The following is a 25,813-nucleotide window of genomic DNA, read 5'->3' as shown; positions in this document are numbered from 1 at the left end:
TGGAGCAGGGATGGACATTCTTCAACCGCCGGGCTGGCCGCGTCCCAAGGGTTATGCCAATGGCGTGGCCTGCGGCGGACGGCAGATTTACGTCAGCGGCATGATCGGCTGGGACGCCGAAGGGCGCTTCCACACCGACGACTTCGTCGGGCAGGCGCGCCAGGCCCTGGAAAACATCGTCGCCGTGCTGCGCGAAGGCGGCGCCGGACCGGAGCACATCGTGCGCATGACCTGGTATGTGGTCGACAAGCGCGAGTATCTCGACGCCGGACGGGCATTGGGCGCCGCTTACCGCGAGGTCCTGGGGCGTCACTATCCGGCCATGAGCGCGGTGCAGGTGGCGGGGCTGATGGAGGATCGGGCGCGGGTAGAGATCGAGGTGACCGCGGTCATGCCCGATTCACCAGGGAGAAGCGATGCAGCGACGTAAACGCCTGACCTTCTGGGGCGCCGACGAGAATGACGATAGCTTGCCTCGCGCCGTAATCGCTGGACGCAAGACGGTCACCGCCGATACGGTCGAGGACTACTACAAGCCTTACGGCGAGTACGGCGACGGCAGCTATGAAGTTGGTGACCTGATCGAAGTGTACGACCTGAAGCAGCGCCTGCGCTGCCTCATCCGTGCCGTCGATGTCCAGATCATCCGTTTCGGCGACATCCCGGAAGCGGTGTGGCGAGGCGAGGGATTCGCCAGCGCGCGGGAGTTTCAGGAAGTTCACGTTCGCTGTCTACCGCAATACGAACTTCATGATGACTTCGAGTTCGTCACACTGCATTTCGAGCTGGTCGAAGTGTCCGAGCGCCACCACTCCGGCCATTCTGGTAAGTTGGTTCAATAGCGAACCGAGGAGCAACACATGAGCAATCCCATCGTGCACGTCATCCAGGATTTTTCCATCGCCGAGCAATTGCGGGCCGACCTGCTGGCCGCAGGCCTTTCCCAGGACAGCGTCGCGCTGTCGCCCATCGGAGACGAAGCGGGCCCGGGCCAATCCAACTTCACGGTCGGCGACTCGCCGTCGGCAAAGGGCGGCACCGACTACGATGACGTCTATCGCCCGGAAGGCGATATTCATGGCGCCTGCATCCTCAGGGTGTTGGCGCAAAATCCACGCGAGGAAGAGCTGGCGCGGGCGATCGTCGAACGCCATCGCGCCGCGAATCCGCACGCGCTGAGCGAGCAGCGCGTGCCGTAACGGTCGTCATTTCTGCCACTGGCAGAAATGACTTCCCGCGAAGGCGGGAATCTAAGTCCTGTGCATCATCGACGGCTCAAACACCAGCGATAGCGCGGGCAAACTTGGATTCCCGCCTACGCGGGAATGACGAGTTGGTCTGCTAGCTCCAGCTCAAGTCGACCTTGCTGAGCGGCAGCTCGCGCACCCGCTTGCCGGTGGCGGCGAAGATCGCATTGCACACCGCCGGCGCCAGCGGCGGCAGGGGCGGCTCGCCCAGGCCCGTCACCGGATGGTCCGATTTCACGAAGTGCATCTCGATCTTCGCCGGCGCGTCGCCGATGCGCAGCAACTGGTAATCGTGGAAGTTGCTCTGCACGATGCGGCCATTCTCGAGGTTCAGCTCAGGGAACATCAACGTCGACAGGCCATCGATCACCGACCCCTCGACCTGGTTCTCGGCGCCCGACAGGTTGATGATGGTCGGGCCAACGTCGCTTGCCACCACCACGCGGTCGACCTTCACCTTGCCGTCCTTCGAGACGGTGACCTCGGCCACTTGCGCCACGTAGCCGCGGTGGCTGAAGTGGAAGGCGATGCCTTGCCCCTGGCCGCGCGCGAACTTCTTCTTGCCCCAGCCGGCCTTGTCGGCGGCGGTCTGCAGCACCGCGCGCATGCGCGCCACGTTATAAGGCTGGCCGCGCTCGACGCTCGGCGGCATGACGTCCTTGTCGCCCAGCAGTTCGAGGCGGAAGGCCAGCGGATCGCGCCCGCCCGCATGCGCCAGCTCGTCGATGAAGCTGTGGAAGGCCCAGGCGAACACGCAGCTGCCCGGCGCGCGCCACGGCCCCATCGGCACGCTGCATTCCAGCGCGGTCTGCTCCAGCTGGCAGTTGGCCAGCCAGCGGCCCGGGAATTCGTCGGGCGACAGGCTGCCGCCGCTGCCGGGACGCAGGATGCTCTTGCCATCCTGCTCCACCCGGTTGGCGAAGGTGACGAAGTGATTGTGCCATCCCACGACCTTGCCGGCCTTGTCGACGCCGCCGCGCAGGAAGTGGAAGCCGCCCGGACGGAAGTGGTCGTGCTGCAGGTCGTCCTCGCGCGTCCAGGTCAGCTTGACCGGCGCCTTGTCCTTCATGCGCTGGGCGATCGCGGTGGCTTCGACGATGAAGTCCGAGCTCAGGCGCCGGCCGAAGCCGCCGCCGCTGCGGATGATGTGCATCGTGATCTTCTCGCTGGGGATGCCGCAGGTCGTCGAGACGAGCGCCTGGCCCGCGTTCGGGTTCTGGGTCGGGGCCCACAGTTCGAGCGCGCCGTCGGGCTTGATCCAGGCGGTGCAGTTCTGCGGCTCCATGCTGGCATGTGAGATGAAGGGGTAGCTATAGGCCGCTTCCACGGTCTTGGCGGCGCCCTTGAGGGCGCTGGCGACATCGCCATCCTTGCGCAGCACGGTGGCGCCGGGCTGTTTGGCGGCCGCTTTGGCCTGGGCCATGAAGTCGGCCCAGCTGTGCTTCGCGGCGCCGCCTTCGTCCCACGTCACTTCGAGCGCGCGGCGGGCGCGGATCGCGGCCCAGGTCGAGGTGGCGACGATCGCCACGCCGGGACGCAGGCCGTTCAGGTTACCAGTCCCTTCGATGATGAAGGCGTCCTTGACGCCGGGCAGCGCGCGTACCGTGTCCAGGTTGGCGCGCAGCGGCTTGCCGCCGAACACCGGGCACTTGACGTATTGCGCGTGCAGCATGCCGGGCAGCTGGACGTCGATGCCGAACAGCGGCTTGCCGCTGACGATAGCGGGGTTGTCGACGCCGCCGATGCGCTTGCCCAGCAGTTTGAAGGTGGCCGGATCCTTGACCGCCACGCTCGCGGCATCCGGCAGCGGCAGTTTTGCCGCCGCCTCGACCAGGTCGCCGTACGCCAGGCGCCTTTTACTGGCTGCATGCAGGACATGGCCGCCGTCGGTCGTGCATTCGGCGGCCGGTACTTTCCAGGACTGGGCCGCAGCCAGCACCAGCACCGCGCGCGCGGTGGCGCCCAGGCGGCGGAAGTTTTCGTAATTGTTCGGGGTCGAATTCGAGCCGCCCGCACCCTGGCTGCCATAGGCTTCCAGGTTCAGGTCGCCCTGGACCACGCGCACGCTTTCCCAGGCGACGTCGAGTTCCTCGGCGATCACCATCGGCAGCGAGGTCTTGATGCCCTGGCCGATCTCGGGCTGCTTGGAAATCAGGGTCACGCTGCCGTCGCGCGCGATGCGGATGAAGGCGTTCGGCACGAAGTCGGGGCTGGCGGCGCCGGCCTTGGTATCGGTGACGGCGGCCAGTACGCCTTGCGCCGACATGCCGATCAGGAAGGCGCCGCCGGCGGCGCCGGCGCGCAGGAACCCGCGGCGGGAAGTGGATGCGAGCGTCATGCCTTGGTCCCTTCGGTCGATGCGATCTCGGCGGCGCGGTGGATGCCCTTGCGGATCCGCATATAGGTGGCGCAGCGGCACAGGTTGCCGGCCATGGCGTCGTCGATCTGGGCGTCGGTCGGCTTCGGATGCTGCTTGAGCAGGGCGCAGGCGCTCATGATCTGCCCGGATTGACAGTAGCCGCATTGCGGCACGTCGAGCTCTTGCCAGGCCACCTGCAGCGGATGGCGGGAGTTGACGTCCAGGCCCTCGATCGTGGTGATCCTGGCGTTGCCGATGGCGGACACCGGCAGCACGCAGGCACGGGTGGCCACTCCGTCGAGGTGGATGGTGCAGGCGCCGCACTGGCCCAGGCCGCAGCCGTACTTGGTCCCGACCAGGCCCAGGGTATCGCGCAGGGCCCACAGCAGCGGGGTGTCGGCTTCGACGTCGACGGCCTGCGCCTTGCCGTTGATATTCAGGGTGTATGTACTCATGACGCTCCTTCAAGACAGTCCGAACAAGCTGACAATCCTAGCTGAAATTTCATTACTTCAACAGTATTGCAGTTTGCATTTTGTCGCCTTTCAACCAGCAAATACGACATTCGTACGGGCGCCTTGGATGCTACGGCTTAGTATGTAATACTTTGTTGCATTGGGGACGACACTATTTTTTATGCTTAAACGCGGTCTGCGCCTGCTGCCGGCGAATCTGAAGCTGCGCATGGCCTGCGTCGCGGCCTTCCTGGTATTCGTGACGACCTTGCTGGTGACTCTGTCGACCCTGGCGGTGGCCGAGCGCGGCGTGAAGTCGGTGATCGGCGACCAGCAGTACGCAATGCTCTCGAATGCCGCCTCATTCATGGATGACCGCATTGTGACGCGTATCAACCAGGTCGAATCGCTGGCTTCCCGCATACCGCCATTGACGGGCAGGGACGAGAACGCGCGACTTTATCTCGAGGCTCAGGCGCCGACCTGGGAACACGAATACCTCAACTTGATCCTGCTCGATGCCGCGGGCCGGCAAACTGTGTCGATGCGTCCAGTCGGCGGTGATAAGCGGCTCGATGCCGCGGGTCGCGACTATTTCGAGCGACCCATGGCGACACTGCGGGGCTATATGTCGCAGCCGTTCGTCAGCCGTGTTTCCGAACGAGAAGTTGTCATCGTGAGTGCACCGGTACGCGATACGGCGGGTAAGCCCATTGGCGTACTTACCGCCAGCATGGACCTGCAGTCTTCGGGATTCCTGCGCCAGATATCGGCGTTAAGGCCGGGCGGGTCGGGCTATCTATTCCTCATGACCGGCGACGGGACCATGATCGATCATCCCGATCGCAAACGGTTGTTGCAGACGGCTGCGCAGGCGCCTTATGTCAACGCGAAAACGGATCCCGCGCTCAACGGCTTCGAAGGCTGGCTGGAAGGCCGGGACCGGGATGGCAGGACGTATATCTACGCTTACAAGCGCCTGCGTACGACGGGCTGGATTCTCGGGGCACGCTACCCCACCGAGGAAGCCTTCGCGCCGCTGGCGCAGATGCGCCGTAACGCCATCTACGGCGCGAGCGGCCTGGCGCTGGCCTCGGGCGTGCTGGCCTGGGCGCTGGTGTTCCGGCTGCTGGCGCCGCTGCAGCGCCTGCGCGACCGCATCCGCGCGATCCGCCACGACGGCGCCGACATCGCGGTGCTGCACGACACCCGGCGCGACGAGATCGGGGAATTGGGCAATGCTTTCTACCAGCTGATGGCCGAGCGCGAGAACGCCGAAGGCCTGCGCGCGGCCAGCGAGAAGCGCCTGCGCCTGATCACCGACAACCTGCCGGTGCTGATCGCCTACGTCGACCGGGACCGCCGCTTCAGGTTCGGCAACGCGACCTTCGAGCGCTGGTTCGGGGTCACGCCCGAGCGGCTGGTCGGCATGTCGATCGCCCAGCTGATGGGCGAGGATGCCGCGCGCCAGGGCGCGGACGGCCTGGAAGGCGCGTTCGCCGGCCGCGCCACCACCTGCCAGATGCGGCTGCTGATCGGGGGCGCGCCGCGGGTGCTGGAAGGCGTCTACATCCCCGACCTGCAGCCAGACGGCAGCGTGGCCGGCGTGTACGCGCTCAAGCACGACATGACGCACGTGAAAGAGGTCGAGGAGCAGCTGAGCCGCCTCGCGCGTGTCGATATCCTGACCGGCCTGGCCAACCGGCGCAGCTTCAGCGAGACCCTGCAGCAGGCGCTGGTACGCGCCTCCCGCCACGGCCGGGCGCTTGCGCTGGCCTACCTGGACGTCGATCACTTCAAGCGCATCAACGACAGCCACGGCCACGGCGTGGGCGACGAAGTGCTGAAGGAATTCGGCGAACGCCTGCGCACCTGCGTGCGCGCCAGCGACCTGCCGGCGAGGCTGTCGGGCGACGAGTTCGTGGTGATCCTGGAAGATATCGGAAGCGGTGGAGAGGCCGAACATATCGTGGCCCAAATCGCCGCCAAGATCGTGGCCGCGATGCGCGCGCCGTTCGCTACCGGCGCCGGGATGCTGGCGGTGTCGGCCAGTATCGGCATCGCCTTGTGGCGGCCGGGGCAGGATGAAGACGCTTTGCTGGCGGCGGCGGATGGAGCCTTGTACGTGGCCAAGGCGAATGGGCGGGATGGTTATGCCGTAGGTGAGCGCGACTGCACCACCTAAGCTGAACGTCGTCCCCGCGCAGGCGGGGACCCAAGTTTGCCAGCGTCGCGGTATTGCACGCAGAACTTGGGCTCCCGCCTTCGCGGGAACGACGTGCACGCGCTAACGACGTGCATTCTAACGAGGTTTGCGCGCTAACGCGGTATGCGCGCTAGCGATGCACGCGTGCTAACAACGTGCGTGCTAACAACGTACGTGCTAACAACGTACGTGCTAACGACGCACGTGCATCACAACCCGCCCGGATACGTCTCCGGCGGCTCGCCCGAATGCCAGCCGCTGGTCGCGTCGAGCGGCTCTACCGCCGTCGTGCGGTCGATGTGGATCACGGCGTCGAACTGGCGCGGCAGCTGGGCCATGAAGTAGTGGCTCTGGCGCTCGCTGCGCGGCAGGTACAGCACGCCGATGGCGCGCTCAAGCCGCTCTTCCATCAGCGCGTCGCGCGCCGGCGACGGCTCGCGCAGCGGCAGGAAGAAGCGCTCGATGCCGGTGCTGTGCAGCAGGTGCTCGTAGCTGTTCTGCAGGGCCGGGCGCACGTGCTTGTGCCGACCCTCGCCATCCCATTCGGAGGCCGCCGTGACCCTGCCTTCATAGGTGGTGAAGCCGACCAGGACCGTGTTGGCGCCGTGCGCCTTGCGCGCCAGCTCGCCCAGCGTCCATTCGCCCTGACGTCCGCTCTCGGTCGCGCGCGCGTCGCCGATGTGCGAATTGTGTTCCCACACTACGATGCGCGCCGGCTTGCCGCCCTGCGACAGGTGGCGCGCTACCGCGTCCAGGGTCTCGGCCATGTGGCTGTCGCGCAGGTTCCAGGATGAGATGCTGCCCTTGAACATGGTGCGGTAATACTCCTCCGCGTTCTTGACCAGGCGCGCGTTCTGCTGGGCGTAAAAGAACGCGTCGTCGGAGCCATCGGCCTGCACGTAGTCGAATGCGCGCTGCTGCAGGGTGCGCAGGGTCGCGAGCACGCCTTCCTGGCAGGAAGGCGACATGCCGAAGCTGGCCTCGTAGCCGTATTGCTGGCTGTCGCGGTCATAGTGGTCGAAGCAGGCGTAGCCCTTGCGCGCCTCGCGCGCGGCGTTCGGGTCGACCCGTTCGAGGTAGCCCAGCACCTCGTGGATCGAGGAGTACATGCTGTACAGGTCCAGGCCGTAGAAGCCCGTCTTTGCGGCGCCGGCGGCCAGTCCGCCGTTGTGCGTGCGCAGCCACTCGACGAAGTCGAGCACCGCCGTGTTGCGCCACATCCAGGCAGGGAAGCGTTCGAAGCCCGCCAGGGCGGCGCGGCCGTCCGCATCCGCCCCTTCGCCACGCACATACCGGTTGACGCGCCAGGCATCGGGCCAGTCGGCTTCGACCGCTACCGCGGTGAAGCCCTTCTCTTCGATCAGGCGCCGGGTGATGCGCGCCCGCTCGGCATAGAACTCGTGGCTGCCGTGGGTGGCCTCCCCGAGCAGCACGAAGCGGGCGTTGCCGACCATGTCGAGCAGGGCGTCGTAGTCGTCCGCGCCCCCGGTGAGGGGGCGGGCCGACGCGCGCACCGCGTCGAGGGTGGCATTGGTGAGGATGGCCACATCAGTGCAGGACGCTGTGGCTCGGCGGCGCCTGATGGCCGGCGTAGTGGGCGCCGCCGCGCTCGATGAACTCCTTCATGCGCGCCAGGTCGTCGTCCATCTGGCGCTGCGGATCGGCGCCCAGCATGCGCGCAATGCCGTGGCCCAGCGCGCCAGCCGGCGGCGAATAGGTCATGTGTACCGTGACGCGGGTGCCGTTGCCGGACGGCTCGAAGGTCACCGTGCCTTCCTGCTCGATCTCCGAACCCGGTTCGCTGCGCCACGACAGGCGCTCGGGACGCGACTGCTCGGTCATGACGGCGTTCCAGGCGTATTCCATGCCGCCGGGGCCGCGCACCACCCAGTGCGAGCGGCGGTGGCCGAGATCGCGCACCTCGGTTACGTGCGACATGAAGCGCGGGAAGTTCTCGACTTCGGACCAGGCGTCGAACACTTCTTTCGGCGAGGCGTCGATGTGGACTGAGTTCTCCACCTCGACCTGGCTGGCGGCGCCACGGTGACGCAGCGAATCGACCAGATGGCGGCCGCGGTCGCTGCGCAGCAGCACTGCCAGCGCGCCCAGGCCGAGCACGGCAGCTAGCGGCGAACGGCGCGCCAGGCCCACCACGCTCAGGGCGCCGGTACCCAGCAGGGCGGAATTGGTGAGCGTCGGGCTGCGCGCACCGAACACCTGGCTCAGGTGGTCGGTCCATGCGCGCACCTGATTGCCGGCGGCGTGGGCGCGCGAGCGGGCGTCTGCTTTCACGCTGTGCGCGGTCTGTTCGAGGCGTTCGCGCGCGTGGTCGGCGCGTTCGCGGGCACGTTCGGCGGCATATTCGGCACGGTCGCGCGCCTGGTCGGCGGCATACTCGGCATGTTCGCGCGTTTCATGGGCGGCATGGCTGGCGCGGTCGCGCGCCTCGTAGGCGGCGTGTTTCACGCGATCGCGCGCTTCGTGCGCGGCGTAGCTGGCGCGATCCTTCGCATCATACGACGCATCGGCCAGGCGCTCGCGCGCATGTTCGAGGCGGTCGCGCGTGCGGTGCGAGACCTCGGCCAGGCGGTCGCCCGCCGCATGGGCGGCGCCAGCCAGGCGTTCGCCGGCAATGGCGGCGGCGCCGGTGGCGCGCAGGCGCGCCGAGTCGAGGCGGTCGCCGGCGTCGTGCCAGGCGTGCCCGAGGCGGTTGCCAGTGCGTTCGCGCGCGTCGCGCAGCGCGCCGCGGGCGTTGGCGCGGCGCTTGGCGCCGCGATCCGGGTCGAATGCGTACATCAGCAATGCGCCTGCGACCGCTGCGCCGATCCACTTGCCCACGTTCGTTGCTTGTTCATTGTTCGTATCGTTCATCTCGGCTCCTTGAGGTAGGGTTGACTGGCGCCGTGGCCTTAGCGCGCCCACGCCTGCGCCAGCAGGGATTGCACTTCTTCATCGTCGGTCTGCTCGAAGCGCCGGTACCACTGCCCCACGGCGCGAAAACGCAGCGGGGCGAGGGGGCAGACCACCTCGTCGGCAACGCCACGCAGGACCTGCAGCGCATCCTGGGCCGCCACCGGCACCGCCAGCACCAGCCTGGACGGCTGCTGGCGGCGCGCGACTTCGACCGCCGCCAGCATCGTCGATCCGGTGGCGACGCCATCGTCGACCAGGATCACGCAGCGTCCCTCGAGCCGGGCCGGCGGACGCTCGCCGCGGTAGCGCCGCTCGCGCCGCGCCAGCTCGCCTTGTTCCGCCGCGCAGACGGCATCGACTTCGGCCTGGGTCACGCCCATCAGGCCCGGCACGCCGGGCTGCAGCACGCACACGCCGCCGCTGCCGATGGCGCCCATGGCGAACTCCGGCTGGCTGGGCAAGCCGAGCTTGCGCACCAGCATCAAGTCGAGCTCAGCACGCAGCGCCTGTGCGATGGGGAAGGCAACCGGCACGCCCCCGCGCGGCAGAGCAAGTACAAGCACATCGTCGCGGCCGGCGTAATGACGCAGCGCCCCGGCCAAATGCCTGCCGGCGTCGAGGCGGTCGATGTATGGTTCGAGCTCTTGCATGATGAAGAAGTTGTTAACTTCCAGCATACACATGGACGAGCATAGCCGCCGTTCGTTTGCCGCGCGGAATGATGCAATGGAGAACGGCGGCCCCGGACGGGGCTGCGCGTGGGTTGCTGACAGCTTAGCCGAGCTGGCTGCTGTGGAAACGCAGGTGGTCTTCGACGAAGGTCGAGATGAAGTAATAGCCGTGGTCGTAGCCGGCATGGCGGCGCAGGGTGAGCGGCTGCCCGGCCTTGGCGCAGGCGTCCTCGAACGCCTCGGGCAAGAGCTGCTCGACCATGAATTTGTCGCCCAGGCCCTGGTCGATCAGGATGCCGCCAGGGAGGGGCGCGCTCGTGTGCGAGCCCATCAGGGCGCTGGCGTCATATTGCTGCCAGGCGCTTTCGTCGGCGCCGAGGTAGCCGCCGAAGGCTTTCTTGCCCCACGGGCAGCGGCTTGGCGCGGCAATTGGCGCGAAGGCCGAGACCGAGCGGAACAGGTCGGGGTGCTTGAGCGCCATGGTCAGCGCGCCATGGCCGCCCATCGAGTGGCCGAAGATGCCTACCTTGCCGGGATCGGCATGGAAGGTGGCCAGCACCAGCGCGTGCAGTTCCAGCAGGTAGCTGTGCATGCGGTAGTGGCGCGCCCACGGTTCCTCGGTGGCGTCGAGGTAGAAGCCAGCGCCGGCGCCGAAGTCCCAGCTGTCGCTTTCGCCCGGCACATTGGCGCCGCGCGGGCTGGTGTCGGGCGCAACCAGGATGATGCCCAGTTCGCTGGCCAGGCGCTGGGCGCCGGCCTTGGTCATGAAGGTTTCTTCGGTGCAGGTCAGGCCGGCCAGGTAGAACAGCACCGGCAACTTCTTCTCGCCCGCCGCCGGCGGCAGGTAAACCGAGAATTTCATCGGCAGCCCGATGGCGGCCGAGTCGTGCTGGTAGAAGCGCTGCACGCCGCCGAAGCAGGCGTGTTCATTGAGGAGTTGGGGCATCTTGGTGTCGGTTGCAGTTAAGGGGATGGCGTCAGTATGCCGCGTCCCGCCCCGGCTTGCCAACTAGACCACGCCCAGCGCTCCCAGCAGCGCGCCGAGCGCCAGCATCCACAGCAGGTGCAGGCGGGTGCGCCAGATGACGATGGCGGTGGCCGCCGTCAGCAGCCACAGGGGCCAGTTGTCCATGTGTTCGCCGCCCTTGCCGCCGCCGGTAGCCAGCAGCCAGGCGGTCGACAGCAGCATGGCGATCACCAGCGGCGCCATGCCTTGCTTGAAAGCGCGCACGGCGCGCAGTTCGCGGTTGCGCTGCGCCCACTGCGCCACCTGATAAGTGAATACGGTGGAGGGCAGCATGATGCCGATCATGGAGATCGCGACGCCGTAGAGCGCGGCCGTCACGCTGCCGGAATTGAGTCCCACGTTCCAGCCCAGCAGTGCCACGAACAGCACATTCGGCCCGGGCGACGATTGGGCCAGGGCCACCGAGTCGGCGAACTGGGTCTGGCTGAGCCAGCCCTGGCGCTCGACCAGGTAGCGCTGCATCTCGGAGGTGGTCGAGATCGCGCCGCCGAGCGACATCATGGACAGCATCAGGAAATGGACGAACAGGTTCAGCCAGTCGTGCCAGCCGAACACCAGGGCTGGCGCGTTCATGGCTTGAGCCGGCGCCAGGCCAGCACGCAGCCGAGGCCGCCGAGCAGGCCGATCACGGCCGCCAGCGGCACGCGGATCCAGGCCAGCAGCACGAAGCCGGTGGCGGCGATCGCGATGCAGGCCGCGAGCGGGATCACGTTATTGGACAGCGCGACCGACATGCGCAGGCCGGTGGCGGCGATCAGGCCGGCGGCGACGGCGGCCATGCCGCGCAGGGCGCCCTGCAGCTGGGGTTGGGTGGCGAACTGCGCATACACCAGGGCCAGGCACAGCACCAGGATCAGCGGCACGGTGAGGATGCCGGCCAGGGCGCTCATGGCGCCGGCCAGGCCGAAGTGGCGTGTGCCGATCATCATGGCCAGGTTGCAGACGTTGGGGCCCGGCATGATCTGGGCCACTGACCACTCTTCGATGAATTCCTCATTGCTCATCCAGCGCTTGCGCTCGACGACTTGCTGCTGGATCACGGCCAGCACACCGCCGAAGCCCTGCAGGGCGATCAGTGTGAATGAGACGAACAGGTCGGTCAGCGAACTCGGCCGGGGACGATCGGGTTCGACCGGCGCCGCAAAAGGTACGGACTGCGGCGGGGAAGGGGGCAAAGGCAGGGGTGAGGCGCTCATCCGGCAATTATCGCCGCATGGCCCGCGCCGTGTCCACGCACTACCCGCGCTGGATAGGCGCTCAGCCGCCGCCGATGCCTTCCATCACGCGGCCGGTGCCGCCGCACTGCGGGCACGGCTTGCCGTCGGCCAGTGTGCCGCGGCCGGCGCAGGCGTCGCAGATGTCCTCGCCGGCGCCAGGGGTGCCGGGAGCGGCGTCGTCGCCGGGATTCAGGTCGGGTTGGGTGCTCATGGAAATCCTGATGATTGGTGTGTTGGGACCGATTGTAGGCAGGATGGCGGCCGGGTGGCGCAGCGCAGGCGGAAGGACGCCGACATCTGCCATGGAAAAGGTTTTCGCGTATTGATACAGATTTGACATTGACTTCATACTGCAATCGTCAATACTCGTGGTGCGTCAGTGACATAACCCACCGGAGACCAGCGCCATGAGCCCTTACCGTGCCCAGGATATCAATCAACGCCTCTCCGGATCTTCCGAGCTCAGGCATAACACCGGCCAGCGCGACATCGTGGCGCGCGGCATCGCCACCCTGGGCGAATGCGGCACCATGCCGGCGCTCGAGTATCTCAAGGCACATGGCGTGCGCCCGCACGTGATCGAGCGCGTACTGCTCGACCCGGAACGCCGCCGTGTGCTTGCCTGAGCGGGACCGGTGCTCCCGGTTGCCCACAATGTTGCCGCAAGATTTATTTGTGGTGCATACTGTGTCGGTCGGGGATAAATCTTGTAAACCCTTGATTTTCGGCGGAAACGAGATTGCCTTCCCAATAGGCAAATTGTTGAAACCCGCACGGGAGGCCGCGTCCAGCGTGTCAAGCCCCCGCTTTTCCACATACTTATTCACAGACTTTGTGGATATCCAAAAAACGCCTTGAATTTCCGAGACTTGGCGGCGATTGCTCAGGTCATAGCTGATGTCATTCTTGACAACTCGTTGACAGCGCATTGATCGCACCCTGCGGCGGCCGCATTTTCTGCTTGCGGCCCGGGACTGGATAAATGTACAGTATGGCATTTCCAGAATCCGCCCATGTCCGCCGTCGCCGATCCGATTGCCACCTCGTCTACCGACGACCCGTTCGCCAGCCTGAACCCCGAGCAGCGGGCGGCGGTCGAGCACGATGTCGGGCTTGACGCGCCTCGCCCATTATTGGTGGTGGCCGGCGCCGGTTCCGGCAAGACCAATACACTGGCCCACCGGGTGGCGCGCCTGATCCAGTCGGGCGCCGATCCGCAGCGCATCCTGCTGCTCACGTTTTCGCGTCGCGCCGCCACCGAAATGACGCAGCGCGCCGGCGGCGTGCTGCACCGCCTGTTCGGGCTCAAGGGGAGCCAGGCGCAGGTCACGCTGCCCTGGGCCGGCACGTTCCACAGCATTGGCGCGCGCCTGCTGCGCGAGTTCGCCGGCCGCATCGGGCTGGACGATCAGTTCACGATCCACGACCGCGGCGACTCCGAAGACCTGATGGGCATGGTGCGTCACGAGATCGGCCTGAGCCAGCTGGAAAAACGCTTTCCGCTGAAAGGCACCTGCCTGTCGATCTATTCGCGCGTGGTCAACGGCCGTGAGCCGCTGGACGACGTGCTGCAGGCGTTCTTCCCCTGGTGCAGCGAGTGGGAAGCCCAGCTCAAGACCCTGTTCGGCGCCTACGTCGACGCCAAGCAGGAGCAGAACGTGCTCGACTACGACGACCTGCTGCTGTTCTGGGCCGAGATGGCTGCCGACCCGGTGCTGGGGATGGAGCTCGGCGCACTGTTCGACCACGTGCTGGTCGACGAATACCAGGACACCAACCGCCTGCAGGCGGCCATCGTCACCGGCATGAAGCCCGATGGCCGCGGCGTGATGGTGGTGGGCGACGATGCGCAATCGATCTATGGCTTTCGCGGCGCCACCGTGCGCAATATCCTCGACTTCGCCGGCCAGTTCTCGCAGCCGGCGCAGCTGATCACGCTCGAGCGCAACTACCGCTCCACGCAGCCGATCCTGGACGCGTCGAACGCCGTGATCGGCGCCGCGCTCGAGCGCCACGCCAAGACCCTGTGGACCGACAAGGTCTCGAGCATCAAGCCGCAGCTGGTGCTGATCCCCGACGAAGCCGAGCAGGCGCGCTGGGTCTGCAACCGCATCCTCGAACAGCGCGAAACCGGCACGCCGCTCAAGAGCCAGGCGGTGCTGTTTCGCGCCGCCAGCCACAGCGCCGCGCTCGAGCTCGAGCTCATGCGCCGCAACATCCCCTTCGTCAAGTTCGGCGGCCTGAAATTCCTGGAAGCGGCCCACATCAAGGACGTGCTGGCCGTGTTGCGCTTCGCCCAGAATCCGAGCGGACGCCTGGCGGGGTATCGCGCGCTGCAGCTGATTCCCGGCATCGGCCAGGCAACCGCCACCCGCCTGGTCGATGCGGCCGGTACGAGTAACGACGCGGCGGCGGCGCTGGAGGCCTTCGCGGTGCCGGCGCGCTGCAAGGCCGACTGGCAAGCGTTCTGCGCGTTGTACCGACGCCTGCGCACGCCGGGCCTCTCCTGGCCGATGGACCTCGAGCTGGCGCGCGCGTGGTACCAGCCGCACCTGGAGCGCCTGCGCGACGATGCGCAGGTGCGTGCGGCCGACCTCGACCAGCTGGTGGCGCTGTCCGGCGGCTATGGCAACCGCGAGAGCTTCCTGGCCGAGATCACGCTCGACCCGCCGGAGGCCACCAGCGACCGCGCCGGCGCGCCGCTGCTCGACGAAGACTACGTGATCCTGTCCACCATCCACTCGAGCAAGGGGCAAGAATGGAATTCGGTGCACGTTCTGAACGTCGTCGACGGCTGCATTCCGTCGGACATGGCGACCGGCAGCCAGGAAGACATCGAGGAAGAGCGGCGCCTGCTCTACGTGGCCATGACGCGCGCGCGTGAAAACCTCCACCTGGTGGTGCCGAACCGCTTCTTCATCAAGCAGCAGTCGAGCATGGGCGATCGACACGTGTATGCGGCGCGATCGCGCTTTATCACCCCGGTCATGCTCAAGCATTTCGAAGAATGCGCCTGGCTCAGCGCCGACAAGCGCGAGCTGCGCACGCCGATGCCCGACAGTATCCGCATGATGGTGCGCGACCGGGCCCGAAACGCGTGGAAATGACGACAGATGGACGCACGTTGGCGACTTATCCCCCGTGCCCCACATTTGTAGGAGTTTGCCGCATGTGACATGGATGCGTAGAAGTAGTGCACGTGCAAGTGACTGATTTTATGGGAGGTTTTTTTTGCCTTCAGAACGGGCATTTTGTTGAAACCCGCATCGATACTGCGCTTGCGGCTTGTCAAGTGGCGCTTTTCCACACACTTATCCACATTTCTTGTGGATAGTCCAAAAGGCTGAATAAAATCAGCCACTTAGTGTTCAATATTACTTCATCACAATTTCCATTTCCCGAGCGATCGCCTGCAGAGCGGCGAGCGCTCTCATGGAAATTCCGACCCCGCGCACGATCCGGTGTTCGCGCGGATTGATGCGGATCGCGTGCACCCGCTGCGACTCGGTGAAGCGGCGCACCGAAGGCAGGTCGGTGCCGGCGCCGAGTTCGATCACGGCCAGGCGCGTGACTCCAGCGCGCCACTGCGCGAGCCGCTCGAGCTGGGCCTCGCTGGTGAGGTCGACCCAGGCGACGTCGTTGAACATCAGGATGTTGGGACGGGCCAGGGCGCCGCAGTGCGGGCAGGCCGGCAGTGGCGACAGCAGCGCGCAGCGGGCCAGGTCGACCTCGGGTTCGACGTCGTCCGCTGGCCAGGTGAGGTCGCGACAGGGACGGGTGCATTGCAGCTGGTGGATCGTGCCATGGTATTCGGCGATCCGGTCATCCGCAAAACCGGCGCGCTGGAACTGGCCGTCGACATTGCTCGTGAAGACGAAGCTGCCATGCCGCATGCGTTCGCCCAGTGCGCGCAGGATCGCGAAGCCCGCATGCGGACGCGTGCGCCGGTACAGGTCGAGCCGGTGGCCATAGAAGCCCCAGGCCAGCTGCGGATCGCGTTCGAAACTGGCCGAATTGGCCATCTCGCGAAACGGCAGGCCGCGTTCGCCCAGTGGCGGATAGGCTTTCCAGAAGCCGGCATTGCCGCGAAAATCGGGCAGACCCGAATCGACGCCGATGCCGGCGCCGGCAGCGATCAACAGGCCGTCGGCTTCCCTCAGCAGTTTGCAGGCGCGGGCAATCTCATCCATGGTCGCTCGCTTTCAGCCGCTCGAGCTCGGCCAGGAAGCGCTCGCAGGCCACGCCTGGCGCCCACGGCTCCCACGGCCGGCAATCGTAATGGGCGGCAAGCGGGTCCTCGGCCAGCACCTCGGCCCGGATCTTGAGGGTGCGCCGCACTTCCTCGCGCGACCAGCCGGCCACATGCACGGCCTCGGTGGCCGCGGCCAGGCGATCTGCGCGCTTGTGCGCCGCGTGGCCGCGCGCATCCCAGGCCGGCAGGCCGTAGCGCAGGAAGACCATATGTTCCAGGCGCCTGGTCAGCGCGCGGAAGGCGTCGCCCAGGAACGGCTTGATGACGGAGATCGCATCGAAGCCGAGCAGGCCTTCCTCAGCGTCGTGCAGCAGTTCGCGCAATTCTTCCAGCGGCGTGATGGCCGGCGCCGCGGCGCGGCGCAGCAGCATCACCGCGATCGAGTGCTGGGCCACCGACAGCGGCAGCGGCCAGGCCGAGTGGCCGCCCCAGCGGTAGGTGCGGGCCAGGCCGAGCGCCAGGTCGGCGTCGTCCCAGTCGAAGGGTGTGGGGTCGAGCAGGTCGAGGCGGCGGCCGGATGGCATGCGGACCCAGGCGCGGGTCCGGTCTGGCGTGGACGGGATGGACATGTGGCGATTTTACACACCGACCCGTCCATTCTCCGCATAATTGACCCAGGCGTACGCAGGGCCTGCGCGCCCGCGTAAAGTGGATCGGATGCGCAGGGACCATGTGGCGATGAAGGGGAAGCGATGGGAGCGGACACGACGATCGATTGCGACCTGCTGGTGGTCGGCGGCGGCATCAATGGCGCCGGCATCGCGCGCGACGCGGCCGGGCGCGGCCTGTCGGTGGTGCTTTGCGAAAAGGACGACCTTGGCGCGCATACCTCGTCCGCCTCCAGCAAGCTGATCCATGGCGGCTTGCGCTATCTCGAATACCGCGAATTCGGCCTGGTGCGCAAGGCGCTGGCCGAGCGCGAGACCCTGCTTAGGAGCGCGCCACACATCATGCGTCCGCTGCGCTTCGTGATGCCACAGGTAGCAGGGCAGCGGCCGGCCTGGCTGATCCGCGCCGGCCTGTTCCTCTACGACCGCCTGGCGCCCCGCGCCTTTCTGCCCGCGTCCAGCGCGATCGAGCTGGCCGGCCACCGCGCCGGCGCGCCGCTCAAGCCCGAGTTTACGCGCGCCTTTGCCTATTCCGACGGCTGGGTCGACGACGCACGGCTGGTGGTGCTCAACGCCCTCGATGCGCACGAGCACGGTGCGCGGGTGCTGACCCATGCGGTCTGCGAAGACGTGGTGCGGCGCGGCGCGCACTGGGAGGCGCGCATCGACCAGGATGGTGCGTCGCTGACCGTGCGCGCGCGTGGCCTGGTCAACGCCGCCGGCCCCTGGGCGGCCCGCTTCGCCGGACGCGCCAACCAGGAGGCGCCGCACCGCGCGCTGCGCCTGATCAAGGGCAGCCATATCGTCGTGCCGCGCCTGTTCGAGCACAGCTGCGCCTACCTGTTCCAGCATGCGGACGGGCGGGTCGTGTTCGCGATCCCCTATGAAGGAGCGTTCACCCTGGTCGGCACCACCGACGTCGACTTCGCGGGCGACCCCGGCGCGGTGGCGATCGGCGAGGGCGAGACGCGCTACCTGTGCGCGCTGGCCAACCGCTACTTCAAGCGCCAGCTGGCGCCCGGCGACGTGGTGTGGAGTTATTCGGGCGTGCGTCCGCTGCTGGAAGACGATGCCGGCAACCCGGCGGCGATCACCCGCGACTATTTTCTGGAACGCGACGCTGGCGGCCCGCCGCTGCTGTCCGTCTTCGGCGGCAAGATCACCACCTACCGCAAGCTGGCCGAGGAAGCCGTCGACTGGATCGCGCCGCTGCTGGGCAAGGCGCCGACGGGGGCCTGGACGGCGCAGGCCGTGCTGCCGGGCGGCGACCTGTTCGGGCCGCAGCCCGACAGCCGCGGCGTGCTGGAATTCGACCGATGGGTGGCGACGCTGCAGCGGCGTGTTGCCTGGCTGCCCAAGCCGCTGGCGCTGCGCTATGCGCGCGCCTATGGCACGCGGGTGGACGTCCTGCTGGGAGACTGCCAGGCGCTGGCCGACCTGGGCACGGAGGTGGCCCCGGGGCTTTACGAGGCCGAGCTGCGCTACCTGATGCGGCACGAGTGGGCCCGCAGCGCAGCCGACGTGCTGTGGCGCCGCACCAAGCTGGGCCTGCACCTGCGGCCGGGCGTGGCGAGTGGGATCGATGCATGGATGGCCGCCGAACGTTCGGCCACGGCCATCGTGTGAAACTCAGCGCACCCGCTTGTACCAGGCCCCATCCTCGAACAAGGGTTGGTAATCGGCCGCCGCCGCATCGCCCGCCACCAGCTCGCGGTCGATCCCGAGCACCCCGAACAAGGCCAGGCTGTCCCTGAACAGGCGCAGCACCCGCTGGCGCAGCACCGGGCCGAAGTCGGGCAGGGCGCGGGAGCAGACGATCGCGTGGAACTCGTTGAACGAGCCGTCCGTCACCAGGCAGTACTGCAGCCAGGTGATGCGCTCGCGCAGCCGCGGCAAGAGGCGCGCGCGGCCGTCGCTGACCTCGAAGTAATCGGCCAGCCGGCCCGTGCCGCCGCTCGCCTCGTAGCCGTCCTGGGCCTCGGCCAGCATCGTTGCCGGCAGCGTCGCCTCGCGCGCCTCGAACAGCAGTTCGTCGCTGGACAGGGTCGCGAACACCTCGGTGCGTCCGTACAGCTTTTCCTCGGCCAGCAGCACGGCCAGGGTCCAGGCCTCGCCCACGCCGGCCACCTCGGGCAGCCAGACCTTGGGCAGCGCGGTCGGACGCAGGCTGTCGGCCAGCGCCCTGCGCTGGCGCCGCGCCCAGTCGGGCCGGTCGAACAGGGACGCCGGCTGCACCGCCAGTGCGCGTACCACGCCCAGCGCCGCGCCGGGCGCATGCAGCACCTGTTCCTGCAGCCGGGACAGGTTCGGCAGGGCGTGCAGCCGCGCCAGCTCCTGCAGCCGGCGGCGCAGGATGGCGCGCTCGTGGCTGCGGTAGTCGAAACCAAAGCGCTGGTACAGCGCTTCGAGCAGCAGCTCGATCTCGAGCTCCGCCAGGCCGGTATCGACCGGCACACCAGTCAAGGCATTCACTGGTGCCTCAGTGCAGCCAAACACGCATCATCGACAGCAGCTGCGCCACGTCGACCGGCTTGGTGATGTAGTCCGAGGCGCCGGCCGCGATGCACTTGTCGCGGTCGCCCTTCATCGCCTTCGCGGTCAGGGTGATGATCGGCAGCGAGCGGAATTTGGGGATGCGGCGGATGGCCCGCATCGTGTCGTAGCCGTCCATCTCGGGCATCATGATGTCCATCAGGACGATCTCGATGCCGGGATCCTTCTCCAGCACCTCGATGCCGTCGCGGCCGTTCTCGGCGAACAGCACCTGCATCTGCTGGCGCTCCAGCAGCGTGGAGAGGGCGAAGATGTTGCGCAGGTCATCGTCGACGATCAGCACCTTGCGGCCGGCCAGGCCCGAGTCGAGGGCGTGGATCTCTTCCAGCATGCGCCGCTGGGTCTCGGGCAGGCTGGCCTGCGAACGGTGCAGGAACAGCGCCGTCTCATCCAGCAGGCGTTCGGGCGAGCGCGCATCCTTGATCACGATGGTCTTGGCAAAGCGCTTGAGCTTCGTGACTTCCTTGCGGTTCAGCTCCTGGGCAGTGTAGATCACGATCGGCAGGTCGCGCAGGCGTTCGTTGCGGCCGATCTGGTCGAGCAGGTCGAAGCCCGAGATGTCGGGCAGGGTCAGGTCCAGCACCATGCAGTCGAAATGCGACGATTGCAGGGCGTCGAGCGCGGCGGCGCCATTGTCGACGGTGACCATGTGGATGTCGTTATTGCCGATCAGGGAGACGATCGAATCGCGCTGGGCCGGATCGTCCTCGACCACCAGCAGGCTGCGCTTGCCGCCCATCAGGAATTTCTGGATGCGCTTGAATTCTTCCTTCAGCTGTTCGCGTTCGACCGGCTTGTTGATGTACGAGATCGCGCCCTGGCGCAGCGCGCGCTCGCGTTCGCGCAGGGAGGACATCACGTGCACCGGGATGTGGCGCGTGCTCGGGTCGCGCTTCAGGCGGTCGAGCACCGTAAAGCCGTCGATGTCGGGCAGGTCGATGTCGAGCAGGATCGCCGACGGCAGGTAGTCGCGCGCCAGCGACAACGTGGAATCGCCGCGGTGGGTCACGATCGCCTTGAAGTTTTTCTCGCGGGCGAATTCGAGCACCACCTTGGCGAAGCGCTCGTCGTCCTCGACGATCAGCACCGACGGGTCGCCCGGCGTCACCAGCCCGCGGTCATCCAGCACGCTGGCGTATTCGACCACCGCGCCGCTCGGGTCGAGCAGGTCGGTCGTCAGGTCGAGCGACGCCGTTTCGCTGTTTTCCTGCAGCACCGGCACCAGCGGGGCCGGGACCATCTGCGGCGGCAGCAGGCGTGCCGGCTGCGGCTGGCGCGCCTGTTCATAATTGATGAAGCCGGCGCGGTTGTACGGCAGGTAGAGCGTAAACACCGAGCCGACGTTGACGGTCGACTCGACGCGGATCTCGCCGCCCAGCAGGCGCGCCAGTTCGCGCGAGATCGACAGGCCGAGACCCGTGCCGCCATACTTGCGGGCGGTCGAGCCGTCGGCCTGCTGGAAGGCTTCGAAGATCAGCTGCAGCTTGTCGGCCGGGATGCCCACGCCGGTGTCGTACACCGAGAACGCCAGCACCGCGTCGGCGTGTTCCAGGTTCGGGTGGTCGGCGGTCCAGCCGCTGGTCACCAGGCTGATGCCGAGCGACACCTGGCCATGGCTGGTGAACTTGAAGGCATTCGACAACAGGTTTTTCAAGACCTGCTGCAGGCGCGTGGTGTCGGTCATCACGGCGGTCGGCAGGTTCTCGGCCAGGTCGACCTGGAAGCCCAGGTGCTTGGCCTCGGCCATGTGCCTGAAGGTGCGGTCGACGTAGTTGCGCAGGTTCGAGAAGCGGTATTCCGACACGTCCAGGGTGACGGTGCCCGACTCGATCTTGGACAGGTCGAGAATGTCGTTAATCAGGGTCAGCAAGTCCGAACCCGAGCCGTAGATGGTTTTCGCGAATTCCACCTGCTTGCCCGACAGATTGCCTTCCGGGTTGTCGGACAGCTGCTGGGCCAGGATCAGCAGCGAATTCAATGGGGTGCGCAGCTCGTGCGACATATTGGCCAGGAATTCGGACTTGTACTTCGAGGACAGCGCCAGCTGGGTCGCTTTTTCTTCCAGCGCCAGCTTGGCTTGCTCCACCTCGCGGTTCTTGCGCTCCACCTCGATATTCTGCTCGGACAGCAGGCGCGCCTTCTCGCCCAGCTCCTGGTTGGTCTGCTGCAGTTCCTGCGCCAGCGACTGCGACTGGGTCAGCAGCGACTCGGTGCGGCTGTTGGCCTCGATTGTGTTCAGGACCACGCCGATCGATTCCATCAGCTGGTCGAGGAAGGACAGGTGGGTTTCGGTAAAGCGGTCGAGCGAGGCGATCTCGATGACGGCCTTGACCTGCTGCTCGAACAGGATCGGCAGCACCACGATATTGTTCGGCGGCGCCGAGCCCAGGCCCGACGACACCACGATGTAGTCGCGCGGCACGTCGGTCAGCCAGATGCGGGTCTTCTCCAGCGCGCACTGGCCCACCAGGCCTTCGCCCGGCAGGAAGGAAGTCGGCAGCTTGCGGCTCGAGCGGTAGCCGTAGGACGCGATCATGCGCAGGCGGGCATCGGTCTCTTGCGAGTCCATCATATAGAACACGCCGTGGTGAGCCGAGACCAGCGGCGCCAGTTCCGACAGGATCAGCTTGGTCACCGCCTGCAAGTCGCGCTGGCCCTGCAGCAATCGCGTGAAGCGCGCCAGATTGGTTTTCAACCAGTCTTGCTGCGCGTTCTTCTGCGTGGTTTCCTTCAGGTTGCGGATCATCTCATTGATATTGTCCTTCAGGTAGGACACCTCGCCGCGCGCTTCCACTTGAATGGAGCGCGACAAGTCGCCGCGCGTCACCGCGGTCGCCACTTCGCCGATCGCGCGCATCTGGTTGGTGAGGTTGGCCGCCAGCTGGTTGACGTTTTCCGTCAAGTCCTTCCAGGTGCCGGCCACGCCCGACACGTTCGCCTGGCCACCGAGTTTGCCTTCGGTGCCGACCTCGCGCGCCACGCGGGTCACCTCCGAGGCGAACGAGGACAGCTGGTCCACCATGACGTTGATGGTGTCCTTCAGTTCGAGGATCTCGCCCTTGACGTCCACGGTAATCTTCTTGGACAGGTCGCCGCGCGCAACGGCGGTGGTCACCGCCGCGATATTACGCACCTGGCCCGTCAGGTTGGATGCCATGAAGTTGACGTTGTCGGTCAAGTCCTTCCAGGTGCCGCCCACGCCCGGCACATAGGCCTGGCCGCCGAGCTTGCCTTCGGTGCCGACCTCGCGCGCCACGCGCGTCACTTCCGACGCGAACGACGAAAGCTGGTCGACCATCACGTTAATCGTGTTCTTCAGTTCCTGGATCTCGCCCTTGACGTCCACCGTGATCTTCTTGGACAGGTCGCCGTTGGCCACCGCGGTGGTCACTTCCGCGATATTACGCACCTGGGCGGTCAGGTTGCCCGCCATCGAGTTCACGCCGTCGGTCAAGTCCTTCCAGGTGCCGGCCACGCCCGGCACGTTGGCCTGGCCGCCGAGTTTACCTTCGGTGCCGACCTCGCGCGCCACCCGCGTGACTTCCGAGGCGAAGGAGTTCAGCTGGTCGACCATCACGTTGATGGTGTTCTTCAGCTCGAGAATCTCGCCTTTCACGTCCACCGTGATCTTCTTGGACAGGTCGCCGTTCGCCACCGCGGTGGTCACGTCGGCGATGTTGCGCACCTGGCCGGTCAGGTTGCCCGCCATCGAGTTGACCGAGTCGGTCAAGTCCTTCCAGGTGCCGGCCACGCCTTTCACCACCGCCTGGCCACCGAGTTTACCTTCGGTGCCGACCTCGCGCGCGACCCGCGTCACCTCCGATGCGAACGAGGACAGCTGGTCGACCATCACGTTGATGGTGTTCTTCAGCTCGAGAATTTCACCTTTGACGTCCACCGTGATCTTCTTGGACAGGTCGCCGTTCGCCACCGCGGTGGTCACCGCCGCGATATTACGCACCTGGCCCGTCAGGTTCGACGCCATGAAGTTGACGTTGTCGGTCAAGTCCTTCCAGGTGCCGGCCACGCCCGGCACATAGGCCTGGCCGCCGAGTTTACCCTCGGTGCCGACCTCGCGCGCCACCCGCGTCACCTCCGAGGCGAAGGAACGCAGCTGGTCCACCATGACGTTGATGGTGTCCTTCAGTTGCAGGATCTCGCCGCGCACGTCGACCGTGATCTTCTTGGACAAGTCGCCGTTGGCCACTGCGGTGGTCACCTCGGCGATATTACGCACCTGCGAGGTCAGGTTGCCCGCCATCGAGTTGACCGAGTCGGTCAAGTCCTTCCAGGTGCCGGCCACGCCCTTGACTTGCGCCTGGCCGCCCAGCTTGCCTTCAGTGCCGACCTCGCGCGCCACGCGCGTGACTTCGGACGAGAAGGACGACAGCTGCTCGACCATGGTGTTGGCCGTCATCGCCGCGCGCAGGTACTGGCCCTTGAGCGGATGGCCGTCGACTTCGAGGGCCATGGTCTGGGACAGGTCGCCTTTCGCCACCGCGCCAATGACGCGCGCCATTTCGGTGGTAGGGCGCACCAGGTCGTCGATCAGGGTGTTGACCGAGCTGATCATGGTGCTCCAGCCGCCCACCACGCCGGGCAGGTCGGCGCGCTGGGTCAGGTGGCCTTCACGGCCCACCACCCGCGAGACTTCCGTGACGGTCTCGACCATCTTCTGCTTGGTCTCGATGATGTCGTTCAGGGTATCGGCGATCTTGCCGGACACGCCGGTCCAGTCGTCAGGCATGCGTACCGAGAAATCGCCTTTTTTCAAGGCCATCAATGTGGTGAGCAGCAGCTTGACGTCCAACTGTTCGCCCATATCGGTCATGGTATTCATCGCCTGGATCCTCGTCCTGAAGGAAGTCTGTGGTTAGCCGATAGTGACGGCAAAAATGTCGTTTTTACACACACGCAAGATACAGTTCTATAGATCTAAGTCAAGCTGCGAAACAGTATCTCGGTTAGCAAATACTTGCAATTCTGAAATTTGTTACAGGTAATTCGGCGGAGGGTAGCCGATTCCCCTATGGGAGGGCGCACGATTGCAAATTGTTGTGGTTTATGCACGACAACATGCAAACTAGATAGAAGTAAATATCTTGATTGTTAATTTCTGTGAATTTGTGAACGGGGTGAACCATCTAGCATAGGGGTGTTACATCAAACTTTGCCCCCATGATTGATACCGCCTTATTACTTGATCTGATGCAGGCCAAGGATGCTTCCCACTGGAGCGCGTCCTTGTTCACCATTGCGCGGGGGCTGGGCTTCGACCAAGTACTGTTTGGCGTCGTCAATTCGCGCCATACCCGCTTCGAGTCGGCCTTCTTGCGCAGTAATTATTCCGAAAACTGGCGCGAACGCTACGACCGCAACGGCTTCGCCTACGTCGATCCGACCGTCGCCCATTGCCTGTCGAGCACGACGCCCATCGTGTGGCAGCCGCGTACCTTCGCTTCCAGCTCGCAGCAGGCCGAGCTGTACGAAGAAGCGAGCGCCCACGGCATTCGCAGCGGTGCGACCCTGCCGATCCACGGGCCGCACGGCGAATTCGGGGTGATCAGTTTCGCGTCCGACGCGCGGCCGGATGCCGCCGCACAGCGCGCGATGAACGAGGCGCTGCCGATGCTGTCGCTGGTGCGCGACTATGCGTTCGCGTCTTCCGGGCGATTCCGCGAAGAGGCGGCGCGGCCGGACGAGGCGCCGCGCCTGACGCGGCGCGAGCTGGAAGTGCTGCAGTGGGTAATGGCCGGCAAGTCCTCATGGGAGGTCGCGCGCATTACGGGCTGCTCCGAGGCCACGGTTAATTTTCACCTGGCGAATGTGCGTCAAAAATTTGACGTCAACACTCGCCAGCAGGCGGTGGTCAAGGCCATCGCCCTGGGGCTCATCACCCCTGAAGATCACCATCGCTGAGCTTACCGTTCATGTACATGCGCAAAAGAATCGACACGGGCGTCGGGATCGCGAGGCCGGTTTCAAAGCGGCTGCCGCTGGATTGGGTGACGCCGAAGCGGCCCCAGAATTTCTCCTGGCTTTCGCGCTTGGTGATGCGCAGCCGACGCAGTTCGTGCGGCGCCAGGCGTGCCGCGCCCGCGGCCTGGACCAGCTGGTTGGCCTGCAGTTCGGCTGCCAGTGCATCGCACATCAGATCGTTTGCCATGGTGGTTCCTTTCGGGGTGATGAATCAAATAATTCAGAAACTGCGTCGTTTCCAAAAGTATTGCACCGCCGATATTGCTCGCCACCTATCAATGCTGATAGTACCCAGCTTACCCGATTTGCATGACGCTTTCATGCGT

Annotated in this window: 22 protein-coding genes; 8 read left to right on the top strand and 14 right to left on the bottom strand. The window is 66.0% G+C overall.

Annotated elements, in window-relative coordinates:
* Positions 1-10 precede the first annotated feature (10 nt).
* The 3 genes from AC3A6F_RS18355 to AC3A6F_RS18345 are packed head-to-tail and all read left to right on the top strand — an operon-like array spanning position 11 to position 1,199.
* Positions 11-430, top strand: coding sequence for a RidA family protein (locus AC3A6F_RS18355; RefSeq protein WP_487683220.1), 420 nt, complete (start codon positions 11-13; stop codon positions 428-430).
* Positions 417-842: a hypothetical protein gene (locus AC3A6F_RS18350; protein ID WP_487683218.1), complete on the top strand. Its 426-nt coding sequence runs from the start codon at positions 417-419 to the stop codon at positions 840-842. Before AC3A6F_RS18355 ends, AC3A6F_RS18350 begins: the two co-directional genes overlap by 14 nt.
* An 18-nt stretch (positions 843-860) precedes the next feature.
* Positions 861-1,199 (top strand): hypothetical protein, encoded by a 339-nt coding sequence (locus tag AC3A6F_RS18345; RefSeq protein ID WP_487683216.1) that lies wholly within the window; start codon positions 861-863, stop codon positions 1,197-1,199.
* Positions 1,200-1,341: 142 nt separating this feature from the next.
* Here AC3A6F_RS18345 and AC3A6F_RS18340 read toward each other — a convergent pair whose 3' ends face one another.
* The gene (locus AC3A6F_RS18340; RefSeq protein ID WP_487683214.1) at positions 1,342-3,585 is read right to left on the bottom strand and encodes a xanthine dehydrogenase family protein molybdopterin-binding subunit; all 2,244 of its coding nucleotides are present in this window, start codon (positions 3,583-3,585) and stop codon (positions 1,342-1,344) included.
* Positions 3,582-4,061 (bottom strand): (2Fe-2S)-binding protein, encoded by a 480-nt coding sequence (locus tag AC3A6F_RS18335; RefSeq protein WP_487683212.1) that lies wholly within the window; start codon positions 4,059-4,061, stop codon positions 3,582-3,584. Before AC3A6F_RS18335 ends, AC3A6F_RS18340 begins: the two co-directional genes overlap by 4 nt.
* Before the next feature lie 181 nt (positions 4,062-4,242).
* On the opposite strand from AC3A6F_RS18335, the gene AC3A6F_RS18330 reads away from it, so the two are divergent.
* On the top strand, positions 4,243-6,246 hold the full coding sequence (locus AC3A6F_RS18330; RefSeq protein ID WP_487683210.1) for a diguanylate cyclase domain-containing protein: 2,004 nt from the start codon (positions 4,243-4,245) through the stop codon (positions 6,244-6,246).
* A 230-nt stretch (positions 6,247-6,476) separates the two neighbouring features.
* On the opposite strand, the gene AC3A6F_RS18325 is transcribed toward AC3A6F_RS18330, so the two are convergent.
* The 7 genes from AC3A6F_RS18325 to AC3A6F_RS18295 all read right to left on the bottom strand — a co-directional run bounded on the left by AC3A6F_RS18325 (position 6,477) and on the right by AC3A6F_RS18295 (position 12,306).
* Positions 6,477-7,814 carry an erythromycin esterase family protein gene (locus tag AC3A6F_RS18325; protein WP_487683208.1) on the bottom strand — a complete coding sequence of 446 codons (1,338 nt, stop codon included), beginning with the start codon at positions 7,812-7,814 and terminating at the stop codon, positions 6,477-6,479.
* A gap of 1 nt (position 7,815) precedes the next feature.
* Positions 7,816-9,138: an SRPBCC family protein gene (locus AC3A6F_RS18320; protein WP_487683206.1), complete on the bottom strand. Its 1,323-nt coding sequence runs from the start codon at positions 9,136-9,138 to the stop codon at positions 7,816-7,818.
* Positions 9,139-9,176: 38 nt separating this feature from the next.
* Positions 9,177-9,857: a phosphoribosyltransferase gene (locus AC3A6F_RS18315; protein WP_487683204.1), complete on the bottom strand. Its 681-nt coding sequence runs from the start codon at positions 9,855-9,857 to the stop codon at positions 9,177-9,179.
* A 97-nt stretch (positions 9,858-9,954) separates the two neighbouring features.
* Entirely contained in the window at positions 9,955-10,797 is an 843-nt protein-coding gene (gene fghA, locus AC3A6F_RS18310; protein ID WP_487683202.1) for an S-formylglutathione hydrolase, read from the bottom strand.
* A 63-nt stretch (positions 10,798-10,860) separates the two neighbouring features.
* Complete coding sequence (locus tag AC3A6F_RS18305) at positions 10,861-11,451, bottom strand: chromate transporter (RefSeq protein ID WP_487683200.1); 591 nt, start codon at positions 11,449-11,451, stop codon at positions 10,861-10,863.
* Positions 11,448-12,074, bottom strand: coding sequence for a chromate transporter (locus AC3A6F_RS18300; protein ID WP_487683198.1), 627 nt, complete (start codon positions 12,072-12,074; stop codon positions 11,448-11,450). The genes AC3A6F_RS18305 and AC3A6F_RS18300 overlap by 4 nt, the downstream gene beginning before the upstream one ends.
* Before the next feature lie 61 nt (positions 12,075-12,135).
* Positions 12,136-12,306 carry a hypothetical protein gene (locus tag AC3A6F_RS18295; protein ID WP_183407374.1) on the bottom strand — a complete coding sequence of 57 codons (171 nt, stop codon included), beginning with the start codon at positions 12,304-12,306 and terminating at the stop codon, positions 12,136-12,138.
* Positions 12,307-12,502: 196 nt separating this feature from the next.
* On the opposite strand from AC3A6F_RS18295, the gene AC3A6F_RS18290 reads away from it, so the two are divergent.
* Both AC3A6F_RS18290 and AC3A6F_RS18285 read left to right on the top strand, forming a co-directional pair.
* Entirely contained in the window at positions 12,503-12,721 is a 219-nt protein-coding gene (locus AC3A6F_RS18290) for a hypothetical protein (protein WP_487683196.1), read from the top strand.
* A gap of 387 nt (positions 12,722-13,108) precedes the next feature.
* Positions 13,109-15,202: an ATP-dependent helicase gene (locus AC3A6F_RS18285; RefSeq protein WP_487683194.1), complete on the top strand. Its 2,094-nt coding sequence runs from the start codon at positions 13,109-13,111 to the stop codon at positions 15,200-15,202.
* A gap of 267 nt (positions 15,203-15,469) precedes the next feature.
* Here the strand turns inward: AC3A6F_RS18285 and AC3A6F_RS18280 are convergent, their stop codons facing one another.
* Together AC3A6F_RS18280 and AC3A6F_RS18275 are read right to left on the bottom strand one after the other, a co-directional pair.
* Positions 15,470-16,285 carry an SIR2 family NAD-dependent protein deacylase gene (locus tag AC3A6F_RS18280; protein ID WP_487683192.1) on the bottom strand — a complete coding sequence of 272 codons (816 nt, stop codon included), beginning with the start codon at positions 16,283-16,285 and terminating at the stop codon, positions 15,470-15,472.
* Positions 16,278-16,916, bottom strand: a complete 639-nt coding sequence (locus tag AC3A6F_RS18275; protein ID WP_487683190.1) for a phosphohydrolase — start codon at positions 16,914-16,916, stop codon at positions 16,278-16,280. The genes AC3A6F_RS18280 and AC3A6F_RS18275 overlap by 8 nt, the downstream gene beginning before the upstream one ends.
* Before the next feature lie 123 nt (positions 16,917-17,039).
* On the opposite strand from AC3A6F_RS18275, the gene glpD reads away from it, so the two are divergent.
* On the top strand, positions 17,040-18,581 hold the full coding sequence (glpD, locus tag AC3A6F_RS18270) for a glycerol-3-phosphate dehydrogenase (protein ID WP_487683188.1): 1,542 nt from the start codon (positions 17,040-17,042) through the stop codon (positions 18,579-18,581).
* Between the two features lie 3 nt (positions 18,582-18,584).
* On the opposite strand, the gene AC3A6F_RS18265 is transcribed toward glpD, so the two are convergent.
* Positions 18,585-19,427, bottom strand: coding sequence for a protein-glutamate O-methyltransferase CheR (locus AC3A6F_RS18265; RefSeq protein ID WP_487683186.1), 843 nt, complete (start codon positions 19,425-19,427; stop codon positions 18,585-18,587).
* 7 nt (positions 19,428-19,434) lie between these two features.
* Positions 19,435-24,348: a response regulator gene (locus AC3A6F_RS18260; RefSeq protein WP_487683184.1), complete on the bottom strand. Its 4,914-nt coding sequence runs from the start codon at positions 24,346-24,348 to the stop codon at positions 19,435-19,437.
* A gap of 338 nt (positions 24,349-24,686) precedes the next feature.
* On the opposite strand from AC3A6F_RS18260, the gene AC3A6F_RS18255 reads away from it, so the two are divergent.
* On the top strand, positions 24,687-25,427 hold the full coding sequence (locus AC3A6F_RS18255) for an autoinducer binding domain-containing protein (RefSeq protein WP_487683182.1): 741 nt from the start codon (positions 24,687-24,689) through the stop codon (positions 25,425-25,427).
* On the opposite strand, the gene AC3A6F_RS18250 is transcribed toward AC3A6F_RS18255, so the two are convergent.
* A complete protein-coding gene (locus tag AC3A6F_RS18250) occupies positions 25,402-25,674 on the bottom strand; it encodes a helix-turn-helix domain-containing protein (RefSeq protein ID WP_487683180.1) in 273 nt (90 codons plus the stop codon). The two genes, AC3A6F_RS18255 and AC3A6F_RS18250, sit on opposite strands and share 26 nt — an antisense overlap.
* Between the last annotated feature and the right edge of the window lie 139 nt (positions 25,675-25,813).

The organism is Massilia sp. Soil_C_3 (assembly GCF_057657035.1).
Note: the sequence above shows the minus strand (reverse complement) of the source record. Positions and strands in the feature narration are given on the sequence as shown.

What these genes read in the sequence shown, in the direction of transcription:
- AC3A6F_RS18355 (WP_487683220.1), top strand. Translation starts at nt 11, where the DNA reads ATGGACATTCTTCAACCGCCGGGCTGGCCGCGTCCCAAGGGTTATGCC.
- AC3A6F_RS18350 (WP_487683218.1), top strand. Translation starts at nt 417, where the DNA reads ATGCAGCGACGTAAACGCCTGACCTTCTGGGGCGCCGACGAGAATGAC.
- AC3A6F_RS18345 (WP_487683216.1), top strand. Translation starts at nt 861, where the DNA reads ATGAGCAATCCCATCGTGCACGTCATCCAGGATTTTTCCATCGCCGAG.
- AC3A6F_RS18340 (WP_487683214.1), bottom strand. Translation starts at nt 3,585, where the DNA reads ATGACGCTCGCATCCACTTCCCGCCGCGGGTTCCTGCGCGCCGGCGCC.
- AC3A6F_RS18335 (WP_487683212.1), bottom strand. Translation starts at nt 4,061, where the DNA reads ATGAGTACATACACCCTGAATATCAACGGCAAGGCGCAGGCCGTCGAC.
- AC3A6F_RS18330 (WP_487683210.1), top strand. Translation starts at nt 4,243, where the DNA reads ATGCTTAAACGCGGTCTGCGCCTGCTGCCGGCGAATCTGAAGCTGCGC.
- AC3A6F_RS18320 (WP_487683206.1), bottom strand. Translation starts at nt 9,138, where the DNA reads ATGAACGATACGAACAATGAACAAGCAACGAACGTGGGCAAGTGGATC.
- AC3A6F_RS18315 (WP_487683204.1), bottom strand. Translation starts at nt 9,857, where the DNA reads ATGCTGGAAGTTAACAACTTCTTCATCATGCAAGAGCTCGAACCATAC.
- fghA (WP_487683202.1), bottom strand. Translation starts at nt 10,797, where the DNA reads ATGCCCCAACTCCTCAATGAACACGCCTGCTTCGGCGGCGTGCAGCGC.
- AC3A6F_RS18305 (WP_487683200.1), bottom strand. Translation starts at nt 11,451, where the DNA reads ATGAACGCGCCAGCCCTGGTGTTCGGCTGGCACGACTGGCTGAACCTG.
- AC3A6F_RS18300 (WP_487683198.1), bottom strand. Translation starts at nt 12,074, where the DNA reads ATGAGCGCCTCACCCCTGCCTTTGCCCCCTTCCCCGCCGCAGTCCGTA.
- AC3A6F_RS18295 (WP_183407374.1), bottom strand. Translation starts at nt 12,306, where the DNA reads ATGAGCACCCAACCCGACCTGAATCCCGGCGACGACGCCGCTCCCGGC.
- AC3A6F_RS18290 (WP_487683196.1), top strand. Translation starts at nt 12,503, where the DNA reads ATGAGCCCTTACCGTGCCCAGGATATCAATCAACGCCTCTCCGGATCT.
- AC3A6F_RS18285 (WP_487683194.1), top strand. Translation starts at nt 13,109, where the DNA reads ATGTCCGCCGTCGCCGATCCGATTGCCACCTCGTCTACCGACGACCCG.
- AC3A6F_RS18280 (WP_487683192.1), bottom strand. Translation starts at nt 16,285, where the DNA reads ATGGATGAGATTGCCCGCGCCTGCAAACTGCTGAGGGAAGCCGACGGC.
- AC3A6F_RS18275 (WP_487683190.1), bottom strand. Translation starts at nt 16,916, where the DNA reads ATGTCCATCCCGTCCACGCCAGACCGGACCCGCGCCTGGGTCCGCATG.
- glpD (WP_487683188.1), top strand. Translation starts at nt 17,040, where the DNA reads ATGGGAGCGGACACGACGATCGATTGCGACCTGCTGGTGGTCGGCGGC.
- AC3A6F_RS18260 (WP_487683184.1), bottom strand. Translation starts at nt 24,348, where the DNA reads ATGAATACCATGACCGATATGGGCGAACAGTTGGACGTCAAGCTGCTG.
- AC3A6F_RS18255 (WP_487683182.1), top strand. Translation starts at nt 24,687, where the DNA reads ATGATTGATACCGCCTTATTACTTGATCTGATGCAGGCCAAGGATGCT.
- AC3A6F_RS18250 (WP_487683180.1), bottom strand. Translation starts at nt 25,674, where the DNA reads ATGGCAAACGATCTGATGTGCGATGCACTGGCAGCCGAACTGCAGGCC.